Origin of the sequence: Pseudomonas sp. 7-41, assembly GCF_021233075.1 — a bacterium.
Lineage (GTDB): Bacteria > Pseudomonadota > Gammaproteobacteria > Pseudomonadales > Pseudomonadaceae > Aquipseudomonas > Aquipseudomonas veronii.
The window spans coordinates 1778101-1801482 of record NZ_CP089551.1; the positions used below are offsets into that span (position 1 = coordinate 1778101).

Genomic DNA, 23382 nt, shown 5'->3' on the forward strand with positions numbered 1-23382 from the left:
GCTTGTTGACCAGTAACGCCTGGCTTACTGAGGGGAAACTTCGGTTTTCGGTTTGCCGAAGTGCCACTCGTAGACCACGAACTTGAAGTCCTTCAGGTCGCCCTTGGCGTCGAAGCTCAGATCGCCGGTAGGGGTCTTGAAGGTGCCCGCGTGGATGGCTTCGGCCACTTTGGCGGTGTCTTCGCTTTTCGCGGCTTTGATACCACCGGCGATGACTTCAATGGCCGAGTAGGCCGGGAACACGAACGGACCGGTTGGGTCCTGCTTGTTCTTGGCGAACTCTTCAACGATGGCTTTGTTGGCCGGGTCGGTGTCGAAGGATTTCGGCAGGGTCACCAGCAGGCCTTCGGAAGCGCCCTGGGCGATTTGCGAGATGGAGTCGTTGCCGACGCCTTCTGGGCCCATGAACTTGGCGTTCAGGCCTTTTTCCTTGGCTTGGCGCAGGATCAGGCCCAGCTCAGGGTGGTAGCCGCCGTAGTAGACGAAGTCGACGTTGGCTTGCTTGAGTTTCTGGATGATCGAGGAGAAGTCCTTGTCACCGGCGTTCAGGCCTTCGAAGACGGCAACCTTGGTGCCTTTCTTCTCGAGGGTCTGTTTAACGGCAGTGGCGATGCCTTCACCGTATTGTTGCTTGTCGTGCAGCACGGCAACGATCTTCGGTTTCACGTGGTCGGCGATGTAGTTGCCGGCCGCCGGGCCTTGGGCGCTGTCCAGGCCGATGGTGCGGAAAATCAGCTTGTAGCCACGGGCGGTGATTTCCGGGCTGGTGGCTGCCGGGGTAATCATGATCACGCCTTCGTCTTCATAAATGTCGGACGCGGGCTGAGTGGAGCTGGAGCACAGGTGACCGACCACGAACTTGACGCCGTCGTTGACCACTTTGTTGGCGACGGCCACGGCTTGCTTGGGATCGCAGGCGTCGTCGTATTCCTTGGCTTCGAGCATTTTGCCATCGACGCCGCCCTTGGCGTTGATGTCGGCGATCGCTTGCTTGGCACCCATGAACTGCATGTCGCCATATTGCGTGACAGGACCGGTTTTAGGCCCGGCGATGCCGATCTTGATGGTGTCGGCTGCGAACGAATGGCTGGCAACCCCGGCCAGGACCATAGCGGCAAACAGTTTGGAAATCTGCTTAGTAGCCTTATTCATAGTGCTCCACTCTTACTGTTGTCTTTTTTATAGTTCTAGCGGCCTTGTGAGCTGCAGAACCGGATCAGATATCTTGAATATCCCCCCGGCAGTGCCCTGGCAACTGTACCGGTACAGTGTAGAGCGCCGGTTGATCGCTTGAAAAGCTGGCTGCTGGGGGCAATACCCGGGCGTGTCGCTTAAATGAAAGAAAAAGACAGAATTGCGCCGGGACGCTGCCGCAGTGGCGGACAATCCGTGGCTTTCCTGACGCTTTCAATCGTTCACTCATTTGCAACTGGGTTTTTCTACGAGAGACACGACGTTATGATTGCGCCGATTTTTTCCCAAGGTGAATCCCCATGACGCAAGAACCTAGCACCCTCTATGCCAAGCTGCTCGGTGAAACCGCCGAAATCTCCTGGAAGGAGCTCGAACCGTTCTTTGCCAAGGGTGCCCTATTGTGGGTCGACGCCGGCCTGGATTTGATCGAGGCGGCCGAAGGCATGGCCGAGGATCAGCGCGATAAAGTCGCTGCCTGGCTGGCCTCGGGGAGCCTGGGCGAAGTGTCTGCGACGCGGGCATTGGACCTGCTGGAGCGTGATCCGAGCCTGTGGGCGGTGGTGGTTTCGCCGTGGATTCTGATCCAGGAAAGGGCAGTGTAAGAAAAGCCTGCACGAAAATGGTGCGCGGTTTGCGCCGCTGCAAGTGTGTAGCGGAGTAACCGCTGATGCGGTGATGGCATCTTGCCGTGGAGAAAGGTCACAGCTGAGGGTGACGTGCGCGTCACGGGAACAGTTTTGCCGACGGCGAAATGCCCGGGGAATTGTTTCTTGGTGTTAGCAGATCGCTGTGGCGAGGGAGCGTGCTCCCTCGCCACAGACAACTAGGCGGTTTTGCCGGTATGGTTGTTCAACGAAATAATCTTAGTCTTGCCGATCCGATGACGGTAAATCTCACGCAAGTACTTGATCGCCTTCTTCACGCAATCCCGTGACAGGCGAATGTCATTGATCGAGACAAACTTATCTTTGTCATTGATCAACTCACGGTACTTCTTCTCATACATCGGCTTGATCGCGTACCAGTTGGTGTCGAGGATCTTCGCCGGGTTTTCAAACTCATTGAGCAGTTCGTCGATACGCTCTTCGTCGAAATCCTCGTGGATGATGAAGTCCAGGATCGAGTTGTCCAGCGTGTCGTCGAAACGGTACGGGTTGCGCGCAAAGCAGCGTTTGATGAACGCCACGATCAGCGTCAGGAAATCATCCGACAGGCACGGGCTCTTGGCGATCAGGGTGGTCAGCGACAGGTTGGCCGACGCGCCGATTACCAGGGCGTAGCGCTTGAGCGTGGTGTTGGGGAACAGGCTGTTGAGGTGGGTTTTGAGGCGGTTCAGGTCCATGTAGGACAGTTTGTAGTCCTTGGGCAGCGACACGATCGACACCACCGACGAGCAGTTCTTGAAGAAGTGCAGGTCGTGCAGCGCCGCCGCGTCATAGCCGGAGTTCTTGTACTGCTCCAGGGAGGCCTTGTAGCGCTTGGATTCGATCGGCAGCAGGCTGATGCCTTCGATGGCCTGGGTGACTTTGTTGAAGTGCGGCAGGTCGATGGAGCGGAAGAACAGGTCGTCGATGTTCAGGCGCTGCGGCTCTTTGTCGAACACCTTGAACTTGTCACCCGACGGCGCCGGGGTTTCCGGGACCACCGATTCGGCGTAGGCAATCGCCACCGGGCCGGCCAGGCTCATGAACAGGTCGTTGGCATCCAGGCGGATGGTTTCGCCGATGTCGATACCGGCGCGACGGAAGTAGTTCTGGTCGTAGTCGGTGGTGACCGCCTGGGCGGTAAGAATGTTGAAGATCTGTTGCGAGATATACTGGTTGGCGTGCTTTTCCATGGCATTGACATCAATGTTCTGGATATTGCCGTCATCGCTCTCTTCGGCGTAACGCATGATGTCGTTGGAGATCAGCATCATCGCGTTCCACGGGCGGATACGGCCCTTGACGCTGGCTTCGCTGCTGTCTTCATTGGCGAAGTTGTACGAGAAATCCCATTCTTCTGACAGATACTTGCAGAGCAGCCGCCCGGCGTTGATGTGCAGCGCCTCGGACATTTCGCTGCGGTGGTCGGAGATGTTCGGCAGCACGCAGATGCCGCTGGTGAAGATCGGTTCGAAAACGAAGGCGTGGCCGCTTTTGCTGTCGTGCTCGTCGGCCGGCTTGGTGTCGAACGTCTTGTTCATGTACGAATGCTGTTGGGCCAGGCCGAACTCCGACGCCATGCCCGAGCCGGTGCCGCCGCCGGCGCTGAAGATCGAGAAATACAGGCGCGACTGGTTGGCCTTGATGCCGCAGGAGTCGATCAGGTACGAATGGATCATCTTCCAGTCGGGGCTGGAAAAACGCTGGGTGTCTTTATTGAGGATGATCTTGGCCAGGTACTGGCCGAGGATCGGCGCGTTACCGGCGCCACCGGCATGGACTTCCGAGAGGTCCATGATTTTCATCTTGCTGTAATCGCGCAGGAAGCCGCTTTTTTCGCCCTTGCGCGAGAATCGGATGCGCCCGGCGATGTCTTTGTCCAGGTCGCCCAGCATCACCAGCGGCTCCACCAGGAACACCGGTTTGCTGGCCTTGCCGACGCCCAGGCGCAGGTTGTTGCGAATCCATTGGGCGGGGCTGTAGCCCTTGTCTGTCGACTTGTCTTCGGTACTGAATTCGTTGAGGTAGAACTTGCGTGCGTTATAGACCAGCTCGGCCACGTCCAGCGCAATGTTCGAACCGCAGCGGCCCAGGCCGATCAGGCACACCGAGGGGAATTCCTGTTCGCTGCGCGGCTCGCCATCGACTTCCTGATGGGGCAGGCGCGGGAACACCATGTCGCGCAGGCCGTCGAGGTTGTCGAGGATGCGGTCGGTATTGGTCTCGGTGAAGTACAGGTATTGCTGGGTCGCCAGTGGACGGGGGCTGCTCAATGACTTCGAACCTGAAGGTTTTTCCGCAGGAGCTGTCGGCAACACATCGGAGACCACGGTGGCAGAGTTATTTTTAGAAGTCATTGTGCGCCATGTACCTGGGCGGATGGCTGTGAAATATTAAAAAGCCATCACTGAGTGGGAGTTCGCGACTTTACAGTGCGTTCGGGTCCGGGGCGATAGGTTTAACCCTAGCGTTTCAAGGGGAAATCCCGGCCCGACTCTGATGAATCGGCCGTTTACCGGCGTTCTTTAGATAATTGATGGCGAAATGCCAAAGATTTAGACGTCAGCGAATTGGCCTGATGATCGAGGCGGGACAGCTTCGGTCTGGGCGAAGCTCGTTTGGCGACAGCGCTTCCTTGGCCGCCGCCACGTTGACCGGCGGCAGGAGGGGGCGCCGATCGATGCCCTGGATCACGCTGATGACCTCGTCGACGGGCACTGCCGGGCTCAACAGGTAGCCCTGAACGAAGTCACAGCCATGTTTAAGCAGCAGCTCGAACTGGGCCTGGGTTTCCACGCCTTCGATTACCGCCTGCAAGTGCAGGGTGTGGGCCATGCCGACAATCGCCTCGACGATCTCGATGTCGGCGCTCGACTGGGAAATGTCCTGGATAAACGAGCGATTGATCTTCAGTGTGTTGAGCGGCAGGCGCTTGAGGTAGGCGAGGGAGGAGTAGCCGGTGCCGAAGTCATCGATCGCCAGCGACACGCCCAGCGCGCGGATCTGCCGCAGCTTCGCCAAAGTGCTGCTGATATTGCCCATCAGCGCGTTTTCGGTGACTTCAAGCTCCAGGCGGTTGGCCCCAATCCCGCTGGATCGCAGGGCGTCTTCGATCTCATCGACCAGCTCGTCGCGGCCCAGGTTCAACGTCGAACAGTTCACGGCCATGGTCAATTCGCCGTAGCCCTTGTCGGACAGCAGGCTCAAGTCATGACAGGCCTGGCGCAATACCCAGTGGTCCAGTTCGGCGATCAATCCGTTGCTTTCGGCAATGCCGATAAAACGGTCGGGCGCGAGCAAGCCATGGTGCGGATGCTGCCAGCGCACCATGGCTTCCAGGCGGGTGATCCTGCCTCGCTTCATATCGAAGATCGGCTGATAGAACAACACCAGTTCGTTACGGGCGCGCAGGGCCATGCGCAGTTCCTCTTCCAGTTGCAGCTCCATGAACGCGCGGGTTTTCAGGTTGGAGCTGAAGAAGTTGAGGCTGTTACGCCCCGTATCCTTGGACTGGTACAGCGCCAGGTCGGCGGTCTTCAGCAATTCTTCGCAGGTCAGGCCGTCTTCGGGAAACAGGCTGATGCCGATGCTGGTGGTCATCACCATGCGGCGCCCGGCCAGTTCGATCGGGGTTTTCATTTTTTGCATGATGCGCTGGGCCAAATGCCGCGCTTCATCGCGGTGGTGGATGCTGATCAGGATGCAGAACTCATCGCCGCCAAAACGCGCGACCACGTCTTCATGGCTGCGCACCGAGCCCTTGATATGCCCGGCCAACACGGTGAGCAACTGGTCGCCGGCGTCATGCCCGAGGCTGTCGTTGATACGCTTGAAATGGTCGATATCGAGGAAAATCGCCGCCATCATGCCGTTGCTTCGGGTTTTTTCTGCGATTTTCTCTGCGAAAATCAGATTGAAACCACGGCGATTGAGCAAGCTGGTCAAGGCGTCGTAATGCGCCACCTGTTGCAGCGAGGCGCGGGCCTGGTCCAGCTCGCCGAGCAGGGCGTTGACCCGGCGAAGGTCGCGCTCCTTGTGTTGTAACTTCTTGTCTGCGAGGGCGGCGCTGATGCTGCTGGCGATCACCAGCAGGGTGATGATCGCCACCGACAGCCCCAGTTGAATGGGGTGGTTGTCCTGCGGCAATAACAGATCAGCGCCTGCGGTCACTACCAGTTGCATGGCGGCCATGCCGGTGAAGTGCATGCTCAGAATCCCTGCACCCAGTACCAGGCTGGCGGCGTATTTGAGCAATTGGTGAAACACGCCCGCGCCTTTGCGCAGGGCGATCGACAGCCACAATGCCGCCAGGCTGGCGCCGATGGCGATCGCAACCGAGGCCATGAACAGTTGCGAGTCGAAGTACGCCTGGGCCTGGGAGCGCATGGCCGACATGCCGACGTAATGCATCAGCGCGATGCCCAGGCCCATCCACACCGCCGCCGCCAGGCACTGGCGCACCCGCGGGTGGGGATGACTGAGGGTTTGCATGGCGAACCACGCGGCGGCCAGAGCGATCAGCAGCGACACGAGCGTCATGATCCATTCGTAGTGAATGACGACCGGTGCTTCGAAAGCCAGCACGCTGATGTAGTGAGTCGACCAGATACCGCCTGCCAGGCAAACGGCACCCAGCCAGCGCCAGTGACGGCGGGCGGTGGGGTCCTCGACATGGCCGACGCGTTCGGCCATGTCCAATGTGCCGAACCCCGCCGCACACGCAACCAGGTAGGCGAGTAGCACCAGAAAGGGGTTATGACTGCAGTTGAGTAACAAGTGCCCATTCTCGGGGAGGTCAGAAAAAAAATGCAGACCCAGCAATTCCATTGCATGCCCCGTCATTACGTCACTGCTTCCGGCGGTGACCTATGAGGTCGAGTATAGAAGCCTCGCGGGTTTCGCCAGGACGAATGGTAGGTTGCTCGCTATGATTTCGGCATCTTGCCTATAGCGATTGATGCTAAGCGCTGATCGGCAGGTCCAGCTCGAAAGGCGGTGGCTCCAGCGGCGTCAGACCAAATGCTGCGCGCGCGGCATCGCAATCGGTGTTTTGCACACCTTGGCTCCAGGAGGCGTCGAACTCGCGGCACACACTGGAGCGCTGCTCATAGATCGTGCAATGAGTGCCTTTGCCCACTTCGCCCTCAAGGCTGCAGCAGCGCGCGGGTTTCTGGTCGGTCCCGATCATCGCCACGCGTGTGGGGTTGATCTGCACCACCAGGTCATCGGGCACCGTGCCCCCCGCCGAGGCGCACTCACCCCAGAAGAAAGACACACGGAAGTGTGAACAGCAGGCACCGCAATTCAGACACGGACTGGCTTCGGACATGGGCGTCTTCGATAAGGAAAGTAAGAAGGGTTGTGACAGGAAGGCTCGCCATTCTAATCGCGCCATGGCCGTTGGGAAGAGGAGGGCACACTTATATTTTTCGTAGGGAAAGTCCCGTAGTTTCGGGTGAAATCATGCCCTATCAGCGTTACGAATCATTACAGACAAGCGTCGCCGGCCTGACTATGTTGCAGATACCTGAGCAGGATGCATCGGGCATCGCAGCTCTCATAACAATAAAAGAGACGGACCCATGCAGAACTCGACCCAAGCGGCGAATGCCTGGCGCATTCTGTTCCTGCTGTTCCTCGCCAACCTGTTCAACTTCTTCGACCGCACCATTCCGGCGATCATCATCGAGCCGATCCGCATGGAGTGGCACCTGAGCGACTTTCAGCTGGGCATCATCGGCACCGCCTTCACCATTGTCTACGCCATTGCCGGCCTGCCGCTCGGGCGCCTGGCCGATACCGGTTCGCGCAGCAAACTCATGGGGTGGGGCCTGTTCGCGTGGAGCGGGTTGACGGCGATCAACGGCATGGTCGGCAGTTTCTGGACGTTCCTGTTGGTGCGTATGGGCATCGGCATCGGCGAAGCCAGCTACGCGCCGGCGGCCAACTCGCTGATTGGCGACCTGTTCCCGGCCCACCGCCGTGCGCGGGCCATGGGCATTTTCATGCTGGGCCTGCCATTGGGCCTGTTACTGGCGTTCTTTACCATTGGCGCGATGGTCAAGGCGTTCGACAGCTGGCGCGCGCCGTTCTTTATCGCGGCCGTGCCGGGGCTGATCCTCGCGGTCTTCATGTTCTTTATCAAAGAACCCAAGCGCGGCGCGGCAGAAACCGTGCAAGTCTCCCAGGAACGCGTCGACCGCCCGATCCGCCGCGTGCTGGCGGTGCCGACCTTTCTCTGGTTGGTGCTGGCCGGGCTGTGCTTCAACTTCGCAACCTATGCGTGTAACTCGTTCCTGGTGCCGATGCTGCAGCGCTATTTCCTGATGCCGTTGCAGGACGCGGCGGTTGCCACCGGGGTGATCGTCGGGTTGACCGGGCTGGTCGGCCTGACGTTGGGCGGCTGGATCGCCGACAAGATCCATCAACGGGTTGCCAATGGCCGCCTGTTGTTTGCCGCGTTCAGCCTGATCATTTCCACCGTCACCACCGCCTGGGCCTTGCACGCCGGGCGTATCGAGATCGGTGTGTTTGTCGCGCTGTTCAGTGTGGGTTGGTTGTTTGCCTACAACTTCTACACCTGTGTGTACACGGCGATCCAGGACGTGGTCGAGCCGCGCCTGCGGGCCACGGCGATGGCGCTGTTCTTTGCCGGCCTGTACTTGCTGGGTGGCGGCATGGGGCCGGTGGTGGTGGGGGGCTTGTCCGATCACTTTGCCCATTCGGCGATGTATGCCGCCGGGGCGGAGCAGATGACCGAGGCTTATAAAGCGGTGGGGTTGCATGACGCCATGTACCTGATTCCGGTGGCGCTGTTCTTGACCATGCTGTTTCTGTTTCAGGCGTCGCGCAGTTTTGTGCGGGATGCCAAGCGGATGAAAGACGGGCTGGTGGCGGTGGAGGTGGCGGTGCCGGCTGCTGCTGCGACGGCTTGAGATCGCGTTGACGCCATCGGGAGCAAGCTCCCTCCCACACTGGAACTGCATCCAAGTGTGGGAGGGGGCTTGCTCCCGATGAGGCCATGACTGGCGAAGACCTTCTTCAGTGAATAAAAAAGGCCCGCATTGCGCGGGCCTTCTTTTTAGCTGAGCAACGCAGCAATCAACCCGCCACCAACACCCGGATCGCTTCCAGGCGCAGCGCGGCCTTGTCGAGCATGGCCAGGCCTTGCTCGCGCTGTTGGCGCAGGGCAACCAGTTCGCTGTCGCGCACGGTCGGGTTGACCGCTTGCAACGCGGTCAGGCGCGCCAGTTCTTCGTCGGTGTCGGCTGCCAGGCGACGCTTGGCCTCGGCCACGCGCTCGGCATGGCGCGGGGTGATCTTCTCTTCGCCGGCGTTGATGCGTGGCGTCAGTTGGTCGCGCTGGGCCTGGACGAACTTGTTGGCACTGGCCCGTGGCACGCTTTCCAGCTGGTCGTTCAAGGTTTCGAACGACACGCGGCCGGACAGGTCGTTGCCGTTGGCGTCCAGCAGGCAGCGCAGGGCGGCCGGCGGCAGGTAGCGGCCCAGTTGCAGCGAGCGCGGGGCAACCACTTCGCTGACGTAGAGCAGCTCCAGCAACACGGTGCCGGGCTTGAGCGCCTTGTTCTTGATCAGCGCGACGGCGGTGTTGCCCATGGAACCGGACAGCACCAGGTCCATGCCGCCCTGCACCATCGGGTGTTCCCAGGTGATGAACTGCATGTCTTCACGCGACAGCGCCTGGTTACGGTCGTAGGTGATGGTCACCCCTTCGTCGTCGCCCAGGGGGAAGCTGGCGTCGAGCATTTTTTCGCTGGGCTTGAGGATCAGCGCGTTTTCCGAATGGTCTTCGCTGTCGATACCAAACGCATCGAACAGGGTTTCCATATAGATCGGCAGGGCGAACTGGTCGTCTTGCTCGAGGATGTCTTCCACCAGCGCATCGCCTTCACCCGCGCCGCCGGAGTTGAGCTCCAGCAGACGGTCGCGGCCGGTGTGCAGTTCCTGTTCCAGGCGCTCGCGCTCGGCACGGGCTTCGTCGATCAGGGCTTGCCACTCGCCGTCGTCGGCGTTTTCCAGCAGCGGCAGCAGGCGTGGGCCGAACTGATGCTGCAAGGCGTTGCCGGTCGGGCAGGTGTTGAGGAACGCATTCAGCGCTTCGTGGTACCACTGGAACAGGCGCTCTTGCGGGCTGGTTTCCAGGTACGGCACGTGCAGTTCGATCACATGTTTCTGGCCGATCCGGTCCAGACGGCCGATCCGCTGTTCCAGCAGGTCGGGGTGGGACGGCAGGTCGAACAGCACCAGGTGGTGGGAGAACTGGAAGTTGCGGCCTTCGCTGCCGATTTCCGAACAGATCAGCACCTGGGCGCCGAATTCTTCATCGGCGAAGTAGGCGGCGGCGCGGTCACGTTCGAGGATGTTCATGCCTTCGTGGAACACCGTGGCCGGGATGCCGGAGCGCACGCGCAGGGCGTCTTCGAGGTCCATCGCGGTTTCGGCGTGGGCGCAGATCACCAGGACCTTGGTGCGCTTGAGCATTTTCAGCTGGTCGATCAGCCATTCAACCCGTGGGTCGAAGCGCCACCAGCGATTGTCTTCCTCAATGTCCGGCTGCGACTGGAAGCTGACTTCCGGGTACAGCTCGGCGTGTTCGCCCAGCGGCAATTCGAGGTATTCGTCCGGGTTCGGCAGCGGGTAGGCGTGCAGCTTGCGCTCCGGGAAGCCCTGCACCGCGGCGCGGGTGTTGCGGAACAGTACGCGGCCGGTGCCGTGGCGGTCGAGCAGCTCGCGCACCAGGCGCGCGCTGGCTTCGGTGTCGCCATCGTTGACGGCGGTGAGCAGCGCTTCACCTTCGTTGCCGAGGAAACCCTGGATGGTGGTGTGCGCGGCCGGGGAGAGACGGCCCTTGTCCAGCAGTTCCTGCACCGCTTCGGCCACCGGGCGATAGTTCTCGCTTTCGGCGCGGAACGCTTGCAGGTCGTGGAAGCGGTTCGGGTCCAGCAGGCGCAGGCGCGCGAAGTGGCTGTCCTGGCCCAGTTGTTCCGGGGTAGCGGTGAGCAGCAGCACGCCAGGGATGACCTCGGCCAGCTGCTCGACCAGCGAGTACTCGGCGCTGGCGTTGTCTTCATGCCAGACCAGGTGGTGGGCTTCGTCGACCACCATCAGGTCCCAGCCGGCGGCGAACAGTGCGTCCTGGGCCTTCTCGTCGTCCACCAGCCACTCCAGGGCCACCAGGGCCAGTTGGGTGTCTTCGAACGGGTTGGCGGCATCGCTTTCGATGAAGCGTTCTTCGTCGAACAGCGCCACTTGCAGGTTGAAGCGCCGGCGCATTTCCACCAGCCATTGGTGCTGCAGGTTTTCCGGAACCAGGATCAGCACGCGGTTGGCGCGCCCGGACAGCAACTGGCGATGGATCACCAGGCCGGCTTCGATGGTCTTGCCCAGGCCCACTTCGTCGGCCAGCAATACCCGTGGCGCGATACGGTCAGCGACTTCACGGGCGATGTGCAACTGGTGGGCAATCGGTTGCGCCCGCACGCCGCCCAGGCCCCACAGCGAAGATTGCAACTGGCGGCTGGTGTGTTCCAGGGTGTGATAGCGCAGCGAGAACCAGGCCAGCGGGTCGATCTGCCCGGCGAACAGACGGTCGCTGGCCAGGCGGAACTGGATGAAGTTCGACAGTTGGGTTTCCGGCAGGGTGACCTGCTCGTTCTGCCCATTGAGGCCGTGGTAGACCAGCAGGCCGTCGACGTCGTCGACTTCTTGCACGGTCATTTTCCAGCCTTCGAAATGGGTGATGCTGTCGCCCGGCGAGAACCTCACGCGGGTGAGGGGCGCATTCCGTAGCGCATACTGGCGCGTGTCGCCAGTGGCCGGATAGAGCACGGTCAGCAAGCGGCCGTCCTGTGCCAGAACGGTGCCTAAACCCAGCTCTGCTTCGCTGTCACTAATCCAGCGTTGCCCCGGTTGATACTGCTGCGCCATGCTGCCTGACTCCCGCCGTGAAAAAGCCGACTATCTTAACGGAACAAGGCCCTCATCCAAAGGACTCTGACAAAAACTACGCGGTTTGCGCCGTGCATCGAATGTTGAGTCGACAGATGGCGGGCACTTGTGAGTGTCGACTGGGTCACAGGTTGGCAAGCCTGCGCTCAAGTCCGCCCGCCGCCCGCCGACAGCCTGCTGACAGGAGAACAACTATTATGCTGCCACCTATGCTGCCCGTCAGCGTTGTGCCGGTCACGTCGCAACTCGACCCGGTGCGTCAAAAACCCGATATTCCGCCCGTGGTGCCCGTACAAGCGAGTTCCAACGAGAGCACGATCGACCTGAAAAATGGCGATGCCGAGCAGTCGACGTTTTTGCTGCGCGAGGAGCAACGTCGCCAGCAGGAGCAGCAGAAACGCCGGCGTGAAGCCGATGACGACCCGGAGGCGCACTTGGCGATCCCGGGCGACGAGCTCAACGCCGATAACACCGTGCCCGTGGCGCCGCTGATCGAAGACGCGCCGCGCCAGGGGTTGTGGGTGGACGTCGAGGTTTAATCGCGCAGTTCGCGCAAGGCCGCCATCAGCCGTTCAATGTCCTGATCGGTGTTGAGCGGGCTGACGGAGATTCGCGCAATGCTGGCCAGGCCTCGTGCCTGCATATCCAGTGGGGTATACGCCACATCGTTGGCGCCGATATTGATGCGCTTGAGCTCCAGGCGACGCTTGAGCTCGAAGGCGTCCCAGCCGGCGAGGTTGAAGGCGATCAAGCCTGATTGGCTGGTGCCCAAGTCATGCAGAGAGATTCCCGGAGTCTGACGCAACGTTTCGCGGATTCGCTCGCTGGTCTGCCGGACCCGGTCCCACACCCGCTCAATCCCCAGTTGATTGAGTTCCTGCAACGCATTGCCCAAACCTGCCAATAAGGCGTAGGACGTTTCGCTGGTTTCAAAGCGTCGGGCATCGTTGCGCAGGCCGAACCCCTGGGCGCTCCACGGCGCTGAAAACACATCGCGCTGCGCAGGGTTCAACCGCGCCAGAAAGTCCGGCCGCACGTACAGCAGCGCCGTGCCCCGCGGCCCGCGCAGGTGCTTGCGGCCCGCCGACTTGAGCACGTCGCAGTGCAGCGCCTGCACATCCACCGGCACCTGGCCGACCGCCTGGCCGGCATCGATGAAGTAGGGGATGCCATGCCGCCTGGCCACTTCACCAATCGCCTGGGCGGGGTTGATCAGGCCGCCATTGGCGGGGAGCCAGGTCAGGTCGATCAGTTTCACGCTTGCGTCGATCATCGCTTCCAGGGCTACCGGGCAGACTGCACCGGTTTCATCGCAGGGGATTACCTCGATTCGCGCACCGGCCTGCACCGCCAGTTCCATGCTCGCCAGGTTGCCGCCCCATTCGTGGCGCCCCACCAGAATCCTGTCGCCCGGCTGCCACCGGCCCAGCGCCTGGAACGCCAGGCTCCAGGCGGTCGAGCCGCTGCCGGCAAAGGCAATCGACGCGGTGGGTGCATTGAGCAACTGGCCGGCGGCGCGGCGGGCTTTTTCCACCAGGATGGCGCCATGCTCGCTGGCCTCCATCGGGCCGTCGCACGCTTCGCGTTGCAGTTGCTCGATGATGGTGTCGAGGGTCGCCTGGCTCGGCAATGCAGCACCGGCCGTGTTGAAGTGTACGAGACCGGACCGACAACCCGGCGTGGCCTCGCGCAGGCGCTGGACGTCGAGCGGGCTCATGGCTGCAGCTCGAACATGGCGTCGACTTCCACCGCCACGCCCCCCGGCAGGCTGGACACACCGACAGCCGTGCGTACATGCCGGCCTTTGTCGCCGAGGGGTTCGCCCAGGCGGCCGACATAGGCCGGTTTGCCGCCCAGCAATGGGATTTGCCCGGAGATAAACAACTGATTCCGGCTGATCACGTGGTTGATGTAATTGGCAATCGGCTGGCTGGGCGTCGGCAGCGTGAGGCCGAGGGCCTGCACGCGTTGGCGGATGGAATCGCGCATGTTGAATCCTCTGGGTTGAGAGGTTTCAGCATGTTGATCAAGGTGATGGACGGCAAACGCATAGATATCATTCGACGTATCGAAGTAACTCACGCGTCGGCGCAGGCAGCCTTCAACCACGCGCTGAAACATTCGGCCGCCGCGCTGGCGGGGCCTTGGGGCGCGATCAGCCAGTAGCCGATTTCGCTGCGATACGGCGGCCAGTCGAAGGCTTCTACCAGGCTGCCGTCCTGGAGCCGGCGCTCGATCAAGCGGTGACGGCCCATGGCGATACCTTGGCCGGCCACGGCGGCTTCGACCACGATGTTGTAGTCATGCAGCACCACGCGCGGATGCGGGCTGAGGTCGACTTGATAATGGCCGGACCAATCCGTCCATTCGAACGGGCGGTGCGAGGTGGCCATCAGCAGAGCGCCGTTGTGCTGCCGGCTGGCCTTGAACGCCGGGCTGCACACGGGGGAGAGCACTTCCGGCATCAGCCGCGTGGCCTGCACGTCAGGCCAGTCGCCCTTGCCATAGCGGATGGCCAGGTCGACCTCGGCCGCCGCGACGTTCGCCAGTTGAATCGCTGGCACCAGCTCCACCTGGATCTGCGGGTAGCGTTGCAGAAAACCCGCCAGGCGCGGCGCCAGCCATAAGGTGGCAAAGGATGCGAGCAAGCCGATGCGCAACACCGTGACGCTGGACACCACCCGTTGGCTGCGGGTGGCGGCGGCGATCAGGTCGAGGGCAGGGCGGATTTGCTCGTAGTAGTGTTGGCCGTCTGCGGTCAGATCAATCGCGCGGGTGCGTCGGACAAATAGTGGTTTGCCCAGGTACTGTTCGAGCTTGTGTACCTGATGGCTGAGCGCACTCTGGGTCACTGACAACTCATGGGCCGCCTTGATAAAGCTCAAGTGCCGCGCCACGGCCTCGAAGGCGCGCAGGGCCAGCAACGGCGGAAGGTCCTTGTGCAGTGCCACCTGTGTGCGCCTCTTGGGTAAGGGAGAAGTGCCGATTTTGGGCGATGACCTGCATTTTGTCGCCCGCTGATTTGCTGTCGGGCAAGTGAGGCCGCATTATTAAGCGATCCCCGCCACGACGTAAGCCAAGCCATGAGTGATGACGACAAACTGATCGACCTGAACGCCGAACGCGCTAAACGGGTGCATGACCTCAACGATAAACGTCTGAATGAGGTTCGCCAGGCGTTTGAACAGGCGATGCCGCTCGGAAAAGTTAAGAAAAAACCGAAAAACAAACCGAAAAAGCGTTGAAACAGCCTGCATCTATTGATGCAGGTCAGTTATTTCCCTTCTTTACGCCCCGTCGTGGGCGACATTGATCCTCGTCAATTTCCCATCCCGCCTTCTCCTTTAACTTAGCCCTATCGCAACAAGGCAACAGCAGGAGGCCAGTCATGTTTTTCGATAATGTGGTGTTTGCCGGAGTGCTGACAGTTGGCCTCATGGTGCTGTTCTTCGTAGGGTTTGGATTTTTTATCTGGAGAGACGCGAACAAGCGTAAAAAACCATAGGTTTTTCCAGGTTACATGAGCACGCAAGGCATTTTGGGCGACTTCGGTCGCCCTTTTTTTTGCCCGCGATTTAATCAACACCGCTCTCACTTTTGAACGGCGTTCGGCTTGAGATCGACCGCATAAAAAAAGGTGCGACCCTCGCGGATCGCACCTTTGTCATGGCCGGCGGGCTATCAGCTGCCCAGCGCCTTGGACGCCATCCAGAACAACCCGGCCGACAGGCCTACGGTCGCCGGCAGGGTCAATACCCAGGCCATCAGGATGGTCTTCACCGTACCGCCTTGCAGGCCGCTCTTGTTGGCAACCATGGTGCCGGCAACACCGGACGACAACACGTGGGTGGTCGACACCGGCAGGCTGAAGATGTTGGCCAGGCCGATCATGCTGGCGGTGGTGATTTGCGCCGACATGCCCTGGGCATAAGTCATGCCCTGCTTGCCGATCTTCTCGCCGATGGTCAGTACCACGCGCTTCCAGCCAACCATGGTGCCCAGGCCCAGGGCGAGTGCGACCGCGATAATCACCCAGAACGGTGCGTATTCGGTGGTGGCCGTCAGGTCTTTGCGCAGCTTGTCGAGGTCGGACTTCTCACGGGACTCCAGGCCTGGCAGCTTGCCGACTTTCTTCGCGGTATCGTCCAGGCACAGCAGGTAGCGACGGACTTCGATGCGTTGGTCGGACGACAGCGCGTGGTAGTCGGAAACGCCTTTCAAGGTGCCCAGCAGCGCGTCGATGGTCGGTTCAGTCTGCTGCGGGTTGCAGCGGAACTTGCCCGGCAGGTCGTCCTTCACGCTTTTGCCCAGGGCCAGGAATTCGCCCAGGGTTTCGTGGTTGCGCTGGTAGAACTGGTTCAGGTGCAGGGTAGCGTCGCGGGTGCGCTCGATCTGGTAAGTGGTGCTGCCCAGGTCGAGTACGAACTGCGCCGGCACGATACCGATCAGCACCAGCATGATCAGGCCGATACCTTTCTGACCGTCGTTGGAACCGTGGACGAAACTCACGGCCATGGCGGAAATCACCAGGACCAGGCGGTTCCAGAACGGCGGGTGCTTCTTGTCGTCGACCTTGCGGCGCTGGTCCGGGGTCTTGTGCATCTTCGACAGTGGGCGCCACCGTTTCAGGACCAGCAACACCAGGGCCGCGACCAGGAAACCGGCGATTGGCGAGAACACCAGGGACGAACCGATATCGATTGCCTTCTGCCAGTTCACCCCGTCAGCCAGGGGAATGTCATTGATCAGCGCATTGGCCAGACCGACGCCCAGGATCGAGCCGATCAGGGTGTGCGAGCTGGAGGCGGGAATACCGAAGTACCAGGTGCCCAGGTTCCAGGTGATCGCCGCGGCCAATAAAGAGAAGACCATCGCCAGACCATGGCCGGTGTTCACATTGATCAGCAATTCCACCGGCAGCAAATGCACGATGGCGTAGGCGACACCGACACCGCCGAGCAATACGCCGAGGAAGTTGAACAACCCGGAGAAGAACACGGCCAGATGCGGCGGCATGGCTTTGGTATAGATGACTGTGGCCACCGCGTTAGCGGTGTCATGAAAGCCATTGATGAACTCGAAGGCGAGGACAAAGGCCAGGGCGAGCAGCAGGCTCACGAGAACCCAAGCATCCAGTCCGCTGAATAAATCGATCATGAAGGTTTTCTGACCCGGTCGTAAGGGGGCGCGATTATGCCAGAAAACCTCGGTAATCGATGCACTAGCTGCTCATCGGTAACAATCTTCATTGAAAAAAAGCCGGGCAGCAGCGCGCATCCCAGGGTTTTCGGGGGCTCGGCAAGTCTTTGATTTACAAAGCGAGGCGTCGTAGAGGTGGGGTTTTGTCACCTAAACGTCATCTCTGAAACATTTGTACGAAATTTCGTTGGTCGCAGCAGGACGCTGAATAATTGACCCACGAGCGAGGTGCCCTCCGCCGGCGGTGAGCCGGCGGAGACAGCAGAACCCGTTGGACTCAAACCTCGATGCTTATGGCTCTTCGGCTTTGAGTTCCTGTTCAATCTTTTGGATCTCCTGGGCAAAGGCCTGATCGAGCAGACTCGCTCGTTTGCGCCATGGCTTGCGCTCTGGTTCAGGCTGAGCGGCGTAGGTGGTGACTTCCCCGCCGTATACGTCCTTGTAACGTTGCTCCTGGCGCTCAAGTTCCGCGCGCAGTTCATCTTTCGTCACAGTGTTACCTAATTTGAGTTGAGTTTAATTAACGTGCAGTGCTACACCCGAATATTGCCCTCGGCATGTTTTAAGTTGAGCAGGTGAACCCTTCAACTTTAGACGAATTGCCAGCGGTGACTTCCTTGAACCGGTATTTATAAACGGCAGCATAATCAACATACGATGCCGGGCGAGCTCCCATCCCGATATGGATATCGGGCTGACCTCTGCACAGGTTGCATTATAGCGGCGTATTTTAATAACACTATCATCATAAAGTTAAAAAGCGTCAACGTTGTGTGAGGCTTTTGTTACATGCACGCGTCAGTCTTGGTTGGGAAGTGGCCGACATAAATGCCGGCGTAAGCCCAATGCTGTCATGCAATCCGGTTTTTATGATCGCGCCGGCAAAATTGCGATAATCGCATGATCGTCCGATAATCGCCCAACGTTGCTGACCCAACCTTGTGCATCCCGGTTGGGGCGGCTTTCAATAGCGAGCAACCTTCGCGGTTGCCGATAAGCGCCAGCGGTTGAAAATAATAAAGAGGACCTTGAAATGAACGATCAATTGCGCAACTCCTTTGCGTCAGCGGCGCCGCCGATCGTGGCTTCACCGGCCAAACGCATCCAGGCATTCACCGGTGATCCGGACTTCATGACCTCCCTGGCCCGTGGCCTGGCCGTGGTGCAGGCGTTCCAGGAACGCAAGCGTCACTTGACCATCGCCCAAATCAGCCACCGTACCGAAATCCCCCGCGCCGCCGTGCGCCGTTGCCTGCACACCTTGATCAAGCTCGGCTACGCCACCACTGACGGGCGCACCTATTCGCTGTTGCCCAAGGTGCTGACCCTCGGGCATGCCTATCTGTCCTCGACGCCGCTGGCGGTCTCCGCTCAACCGTACCTGGACCGCATGAGCGAGCAGCTTCACGAAGCCTGCAACATGGCCACCCTGGAAGGCGACGACATCCTCTATATCGCCCGGTCGGCCACCACGCAGCGCCTGATTTCCGTGGACCTCTCGGTAGGCGGGCGTTTGCCGGCGTACTGCACTTCCATGGGCCGCATCCTGCTGGCGGCGCTGGACGATGCGTCGCTGCAGGACTACCTCGACCACGCCGACCTGCAAACCAAGACCAGCCGCACCCTTACCACGCCCGAAGCCTTGTTCGAGTGTCTGCAACACGTGCGCCAGCAGGGTTGGTGCATCGTCGATCAGGAGTTGGAACAAGGCCTGCGCTCCATCGCAGTGCCGGTGTATGACGCGTCCGGCCAGGTGCTGGCGGCGCTCAACGTGAGTACCCATGCCGGTCGTGTCAGCCGCAGCGAACTGGAGCAGCGCTTCCTGCCGAGCATGCTCAGCGCCAGCCGTGAGTTGAGTGCGCAACTGTTTGCCTAAGCTGTTCGGTGACCGCACAGATCCCGGTTCGATCAATTGACGTTGTTTCCCCTGGGTTATTACTGTGCGGCAGCGCTCTGAGCGCCGCCCAATAATAATGACGACCCCAGGTCGTTGGCCCGCCATCGGTGTGGAATAACAATAATGAATCAACCTTCTGTCGCTACCACCCTGGACGTGCAGTCCTTCATCAATGCCCAGCCACTGTCACGCTATCAGTGGCGTGTGGTGATCCTGTGTTTCCTGATTGTCTTTCTCGATGGCCTCGACACCGCCGCCATGGGCTTCATCGCGCCCGCGCTGTCCCAGGACTGGGGCATTGATCGCGCCAGCCTCGGCCCGGTGATGAGCGCCGCGCTGATCGGCATGGTATTCGGCGCCCTGGGTTCCGGCCCGCTGGCGGACCGTTTCGGGCGCAAAGTGGTATTGGTGAGTGCGGTGCTGGTGTTTGGCGCCTTCAGCCTGGCCTCGGCCTACAGCAGCAACGTCGATCAGTTGCTGGTGTTGCGCTTCCTCACCGGCCTGGGGTTGGGCGCCGGTATGCCGAATGCCACCACGCTGCTGTCCGAATACACCCCCGAACGCCATAAATCGCTGCTGGTGACCAGCATGTTCTGCGGTTTCAACCTGGGCATGGCCGGTGGCGGGTTTATCTCGGCCAAATTGATCCCGGCATTCGGCTGGCACAGCTTGCTGCTCATCGGCGGTATTTTGCCGTTGATCCTTGCGGTGGTGTTGTGGGGATGGCTGCCGGAATCGGCGCGCTACCTGGTGGTGCGCAACCGCGGCACCGACAAGGTGCGCAAAGCCTTGTCACCCATCGAGCCCGGCATCGTCGCCCAAGCCAGCGGTTTCAGCGTGCCCGAGCAAAAAACCGTGAAGGCGCGCAACGTATTCGCGGTGATCTTCTCCGGCACCTACAGCGCCGGCACCTTGTTGCTCTGGCTCACCTACTTCATGGGCCTGGTGATTGTGTACCTGTTGACCAGTTGGCTGCCCACGCTGATGCGCGACAGTGGCGCGAGCATGGAACAGGCCGCGTTCATCGGTGCGCTATTCCAGTTTGGTGGCGTGTTGAGTGCGGTCGGGGTGGGCTGGGCGATGGACCGGTTCAACCCGCACAAGGTCATCGGCACGTTCTACCTGCTGGCCGGGGTATTTGCCTACGCGGTAGGGCAGAGCCTGGGCAATATCACCGTGTTGGCGACCTTGGTGCTGATCGCCGGGATGTGCGTCAACGGTGCGCAATCGGCGATGCCGTCCCTGGCCGCACGCTTCTACCCGACCCAGGGCCGCGCCACCGGCGTGTCATGGATGCTCGGTATCGGCCGCTTCGGTGCGATCCTCGGCGCGTGGATGGGCGCCACCTTGCTGGGCCTGGGCTGGAACTTCGAGCAGGTGCTCACCGCGCTGGTGATCCCCGCCGCATTGGCCACGGCCGCCGTGGTGATCAAAGGCATGGTCAGCCATGCCGACGCCACCTGAAGACACGCGCATTTCCTGTGGGCGCAAGAAAGATTAGCTAGACAACAATCGGTTCGATAATCGAACGCTGTGTCGATTATCGGATTGTTTGGCTTTTTGCCCCGGCTTAACCTTCAAGTACTTCGGCGCCACCTTCGCGCCTTTTTCGATCCACACCGGGAGCCCGAACCCATGGCTGAAATTCTTGCGCTGCGTGACGCGGTGAAGCGATTTGTGAACGACGGCGATACTGTCGCACTGGAAGGCTTTACCCACCTGATCCCTACGGCGGCGGGTCATGAAATCATTCGTCAGGGCAAGAAAGACCTGACGCTGGTACGTATGACGCCTGACCTGATCTACGACCAGTTGATCGGCGCCGGCTGCGCCCGCAAGTTGATTTTTTCCTGGGGCGGCAACCCTGGCGTGGGTTCCCTGCATCGCCTGCGTGATGCGGTCGAGAAACACTGGCCGCAACCCCTGGAGATTGAGGAACACAGCCACGCCGACCTGGCCAATGCCTACGTCGCCGGTGCTTCCGGCCTGCCGTTCGCGGTGTTGCGTGCCTACGCTGGTTCCGATCTGCCCAAGGTCAACCCGCTGATCAAGACCGTCACCTGCCCATTCACCGGCGAAGTGCTGGCGGCGGTGCCGTCGGTACGTCCGGACGTCAGCGTGATCCACGCGCAAAAGGCCGACCGCAAGGGCAATGTGCTGCTCTGGGGCATTCTTGGCGTACAGAAGGAAGCGGCGCTGGCCGCCAAGCGTTGCATCGTCACCGTCGAAGAAATCGTCGACGACCTCAACGCGCCGATGAACAGCTGCGTGCTGCCGACCTGGGCGCTGACGGCGGTGTGCCATGTGCCTGGTGGCGCGCATCCGTCCTATGCCCATGGCTATAACCAACGCGATAACCGTTTCTACCAGGCCTGGGACCCGATCGCTCGCGACCGTGGGACGTTTACCGCCTGGATCGACGAATACATCCACGGCACTGCCGATTTCAGTGAATTCCAGGCCAAGCTGGCCGCCGCGCAGGAGGCCAAGTAATGGCTTACTCGACCAATGAAATGATGACCGTCGCCGCTGCACGCCGCCTGAAGAATGATTCGGTGTGTTTTGTCGGCATCGGCCTGCCGTCCAAGGCGGCCAACCTGGCGCGCCTGACGTCCTCGCCGGATGTGGTGCTGATCTACGAGTCCGGCCCGATTGGCGCCAAGCCCAGCGTATTGCCGCTGTCCATTGGTGACGGCGAGTTGGCGGAGACTGCCGACACTGTCGTCCCCACCGGTGAGATCTTTCGCTACTGGCTGCAGGGCGGGCGCATCGACGTCGGTTTTCTCGGCGCGGCCCAGGTCGACCGTTTCGGCAATATCAACACCACCGTGGTCGGCGATTATCACCAGCCCAAAGTGCGCCTGCCGGGTGCCGGTGGCGCGCCGGAGATTGCCGGCTCGGCCAAGAGCGTGCTGATCATTCTCAAGCAGTCGGCGCGTTCGTTTGTCGACAAGCTGGACTTCATCACCTCCGTCGGCCACGGCGAGGGCGGCGATTCACGCAAGCGCCTGGGCCTGCCCGGCGCCGGCCCTGTCGGGATTATTACCGACCTGTGCATCATGGAGCCGGAAGAGGGCAGCCATGAGTTCGTGGTCACCGCGCTGCACCCCGGCGTGACCCGTGAGCAAGTGGTCGCGGCCACCGGCTGGGCGATTCGCTTTGCCGATCAGGTCAGCACCACCGCGGAACCGACGGCAGTCGAGCTGACCGCCCTGCGTGATCTCGAAGCCCGCACAGCGGCCGCCCACGGCCAAGCACCCGGAGAAGCCTGATGCGCGACGTATTTATCTGCGATGCAATTCGTACCCCCATCGGCCGTTTCGGCGGTGGCCTGTCCACGGTGCGCGCCGACGACCTGGCGGCACTGCCGATCAAGGCGCTGATCGAACGCAACCCTAGCGTGGATTGGCACGCAGTCGATGAAGTGTTCCTCGGCTGCGCCAACCAGGCCGGTGAAGACAACCGCAACGTCGCGCGCATGGCGCTGTTGCTGGCGGGCCTGCCTTCGAGCATTCCCGGCGTGACCCTCAACCGTTTGTGCGCTTCGGGCATGGACGCGATCGGCACCGCCTTTCGTGCGATTGCCAGCGGTGAAATGGAATTGGCGATTGCCGGCGGCGTCGAGTCGATGTCCCGCGCGCCGTTCGTGATGGGCAAGGCTGACACGGCGTTTTCGCGCAATATGAAGCTCGAAGACACCACCATCGGCTGGCGCTTCATCAACCCGCTGATGAAGGCCCAGTACGGCGTGGATGCGATGCCGCAGACCGCCGATAACGTCGCCGACGACTACCATGTGTCCCGCGCCGACCAGGACGCCTTCGCCCTGCGCAGCCAGCAACGCACCGCCGCCGCCCAGGCCGCCGGGTTCTTCGCCGAAGAAATCGTGCCGGTGCGGGTCGCCCATAAAAAAGGCGAAACCGTGGTGGAACACGATGAGCATCCACGGGCCGACACCACCCTGGAAACCCTGGCCCGACTCAAACCGGTCAACGGCCCGGACAAGACCGTCACCGCCGGCAATGCGTCGGGTGTGAACGACGGGGCGGCGGCGCTGATTCTTGCGTCTGCCGAGGCCGTGAAAAAACATGGCCTGACCGCCCGTGCCCGAGTGTTGGGCATGGCCAGCGCCGGTGTCGCGCCACGGGTGATGGGCATCGGCCCGGTGCCGGCGGTTCGCAAGCTGGTGGAACGCCTGGGCCTGGCCGTCACCGATTTCGATGTGATCGAACTCAACGAAGCCTTCGCCAGCCAGGGCCTGGCGGTGTTGCGTGAATTGGGCATCGCCGACGATGCGCCCCAGGTCAACCCGAACGGCGGCGCCATCGCCCTCGGCCATCCTCTGGGCATGAGCGGTGCGCGACTGGTGCTGACGGCTCTGCATCAACTTGAAAAAACCGGCGGCCGCAAAGGTCTGGCGACCATGTGTGTTGGAGTGGGTCAGGGCCTGGCGCTGGCGATTGAACGCATCTAATAAGA

The 23382-nt window shown here is 61.0% G+C and carries 20 protein-coding genes; 10 read left to right on the forward strand and 10 right to left on the reverse strand.

Annotated features, from left to right (window positions below; genetic code table 11):
• Positions 1-24: 24 nt before the first annotated feature.
• Complete coding sequence (locus LQ249_RS07985) at positions 25-1152, reverse strand: branched-chain amino acid ABC transporter substrate-binding protein (RefSeq protein WP_017844801.1); 1128 nt, start codon at positions 1150-1152, stop codon at positions 25-27.
• A 341-nt stretch (positions 1153-1493) separates the two neighbouring features.
• Between LQ249_RS07985 and LQ249_RS07990 the strand changes: the two genes are divergently transcribed.
• Complete coding sequence (locus LQ249_RS07990) at positions 1494-1796, forward strand: DUF2288 domain-containing protein (protein ID WP_046384436.1); 303 nt, start codon at positions 1494-1496, stop codon at positions 1794-1796.
• A 221-nt stretch (positions 1797-2017) separates the two neighbouring features.
• Here LQ249_RS07990 and LQ249_RS07995 read toward each other — a convergent pair whose 3' ends face one another.
• The 3 genes from LQ249_RS07995 to LQ249_RS08005 all read right to left on the reverse strand — a co-directional run bounded on the left by LQ249_RS07995 (position 2018) and on the right by LQ249_RS08005 (position 7167).
• Positions 2018-4195 (reverse strand): hypothetical protein, encoded by a 2178-nt coding sequence (locus LQ249_RS07995; RefSeq protein ID WP_026139772.1) that lies wholly within the window; start codon positions 4193-4195, stop codon positions 2018-2020.
• A gap of 205 nt (positions 4196-4400) precedes the next feature.
• Entirely contained in the window at positions 4401-6665 is a 2265-nt protein-coding gene (locus LQ249_RS08000; RefSeq protein WP_079443005.1) for a putative bifunctional diguanylate cyclase/phosphodiesterase, read from the reverse strand.
• A 133-nt stretch (positions 6666-6798) separates the two neighbouring features.
• Positions 6799-7167, reverse strand: a complete 369-nt coding sequence (locus LQ249_RS08005; RefSeq protein ID WP_108525986.1) for a YkgJ family cysteine cluster protein — start codon at positions 7165-7167, stop codon at positions 6799-6801.
• Between the two features lie 253 nt (positions 7168-7420).
• On the opposite strand from LQ249_RS08005, the gene LQ249_RS08010 reads away from it, so the two are divergent.
• The gene (locus LQ249_RS08010) at positions 7421-8773 is read left to right on the forward strand and encodes a spinster family MFS transporter (protein ID WP_057004736.1); all 1353 of its coding nucleotides are present in this window, start codon (positions 7421-7423) and stop codon (positions 8771-8773) included.
• Between the two features lie 166 nt (positions 8774-8939).
• Here the strand turns inward: LQ249_RS08010 and rapA are convergent, their stop codons facing one another.
• A complete protein-coding gene (rapA, locus tag LQ249_RS08015; RefSeq protein ID WP_057004737.1) occupies positions 8940-11786 on the reverse strand; it encodes an RNA polymerase-associated protein RapA in 2847 nt (948 codons plus the stop codon).
• A gap of 218 nt (positions 11787-12004) precedes the next feature.
• Between rapA and LQ249_RS08020 the strand changes: the two genes are divergently transcribed.
• Positions 12005-12346, forward strand: coding sequence for a hypothetical protein (locus LQ249_RS08020; protein ID WP_046384432.1), 342 nt, complete (start codon positions 12005-12007; stop codon positions 12344-12346).
• Here LQ249_RS08020 and LQ249_RS08025 read toward each other — a convergent pair.
• The 3 genes from LQ249_RS08025 to LQ249_RS08035 all read right to left on the reverse strand — a co-directional run bounded on the left by LQ249_RS08025 (position 12343) and on the right by LQ249_RS08035 (position 14758).
• Complete coding sequence (locus LQ249_RS08025; RefSeq protein ID WP_108525988.1) at positions 12343-13524, reverse strand: aminotransferase class V-fold PLP-dependent enzyme; 1182 nt, start codon at positions 13522-13524, stop codon at positions 12343-12345. The genes LQ249_RS08020 and LQ249_RS08025 overlap by 4 nt on opposite strands.
• Positions 13521-13796 (reverse strand): RidA family protein, encoded by a 276-nt coding sequence (locus tag LQ249_RS08030; RefSeq protein ID WP_057004739.1) that lies wholly within the window; start codon positions 13794-13796, stop codon positions 13521-13523. The genes LQ249_RS08025 and LQ249_RS08030 overlap by 4 nt, the downstream gene beginning before the upstream one ends.
• Before the next feature lie 89 nt (positions 13797-13885).
• A complete protein-coding gene (locus tag LQ249_RS08035) occupies positions 13886-14758 on the reverse strand; it encodes a LysR substrate-binding domain-containing protein (protein WP_046384429.1) in 873 nt (290 codons plus the stop codon).
• 132 nt (positions 14759-14890) lie between these two features.
• Here LQ249_RS08035 and LQ249_RS08040 point away from each other — a divergent pair, with 132 nt between their 5' ends.
• The gene (locus tag LQ249_RS08040) at positions 14891-15052 is read left to right on the forward strand and encodes a hypothetical protein (RefSeq protein ID WP_017844811.1); all 162 of its coding nucleotides are present in this window, start codon (positions 14891-14893) and stop codon (positions 15050-15052) included.
• Between the two features lie 143 nt (positions 15053-15195).
• Positions 15196-15312, forward strand: coding sequence for a cytochrome c oxidase subunit CcoM (gene ccoM / locus LQ249_RS31615; protein WP_017844812.1), 117 nt, complete (start codon positions 15196-15198; stop codon positions 15310-15312).
• Positions 15313-15488: 176 nt separating this feature from the next.
• On the opposite strand, the gene LQ249_RS08050 is transcribed toward ccoM, so the two are convergent.
• Together LQ249_RS08050 and LQ249_RS08055 are read right to left on the reverse strand one after the other, a co-directional pair.
• On the reverse strand, positions 15489-16964 hold the full coding sequence (locus LQ249_RS08050; RefSeq protein ID WP_057004740.1) for an inorganic phosphate transporter: 1476 nt from the start codon (positions 16962-16964) through the stop codon (positions 15489-15491).
• 333 nt (positions 16965-17297) lie between these two features.
• Positions 17298-17498: a hypothetical protein gene (locus LQ249_RS08055; RefSeq protein WP_003172389.1), complete on the reverse strand. Its 201-nt coding sequence runs from the start codon at positions 17496-17498 to the stop codon at positions 17298-17300.
• A gap of 541 nt (positions 17499-18039) precedes the next feature.
• Between LQ249_RS08055 and pcaR the strand changes: the two genes are divergently transcribed.
• From pcaR to pcaF, 5 genes are all read left to right on the forward strand, one after another.
• Positions 18040-18882, forward strand: coding sequence for a pca regulon transcriptional regulator PcaR (pcaR, locus tag LQ249_RS08060; RefSeq protein WP_017844814.1), 843 nt, complete (start codon positions 18040-18042; stop codon positions 18880-18882).
• A 144-nt stretch (positions 18883-19026) separates the two neighbouring features.
• Positions 19027-20367 (forward strand): MFS transporter, encoded by a 1341-nt coding sequence (locus tag LQ249_RS08065; protein ID WP_046384428.1) that lies wholly within the window; start codon positions 19027-19029, stop codon positions 20365-20367.
• Positions 20368-20538: 171 nt separating this feature from the next.
• Positions 20539-21396 (forward strand): CoA transferase subunit A, encoded by an 858-nt coding sequence (locus tag LQ249_RS08070; RefSeq protein ID WP_017844816.1) that lies wholly within the window; start codon positions 20539-20541, stop codon positions 21394-21396.
• The gene (locus LQ249_RS08075) at positions 21396-22175 is read left to right on the forward strand and encodes a CoA-transferase subunit beta (protein ID WP_017844817.1); all 780 of its coding nucleotides are present in this window, start codon (positions 21396-21398) and stop codon (positions 22173-22175) included. The genes LQ249_RS08070 and LQ249_RS08075 overlap by 1 nt, the downstream gene beginning before the upstream one ends.
• The gene (gene pcaF / locus LQ249_RS08080; RefSeq protein ID WP_169850589.1) at positions 22172-23377 is read left to right on the forward strand and encodes a 3-oxoadipyl-CoA thiolase; all 1206 of its coding nucleotides are present in this window, start codon (positions 22172-22174) and stop codon (positions 23375-23377) included. Before LQ249_RS08075 ends, pcaF begins: the two co-directional genes overlap by 4 nt.
• Positions 23378-23382 lie beyond the last annotated feature (5 nt).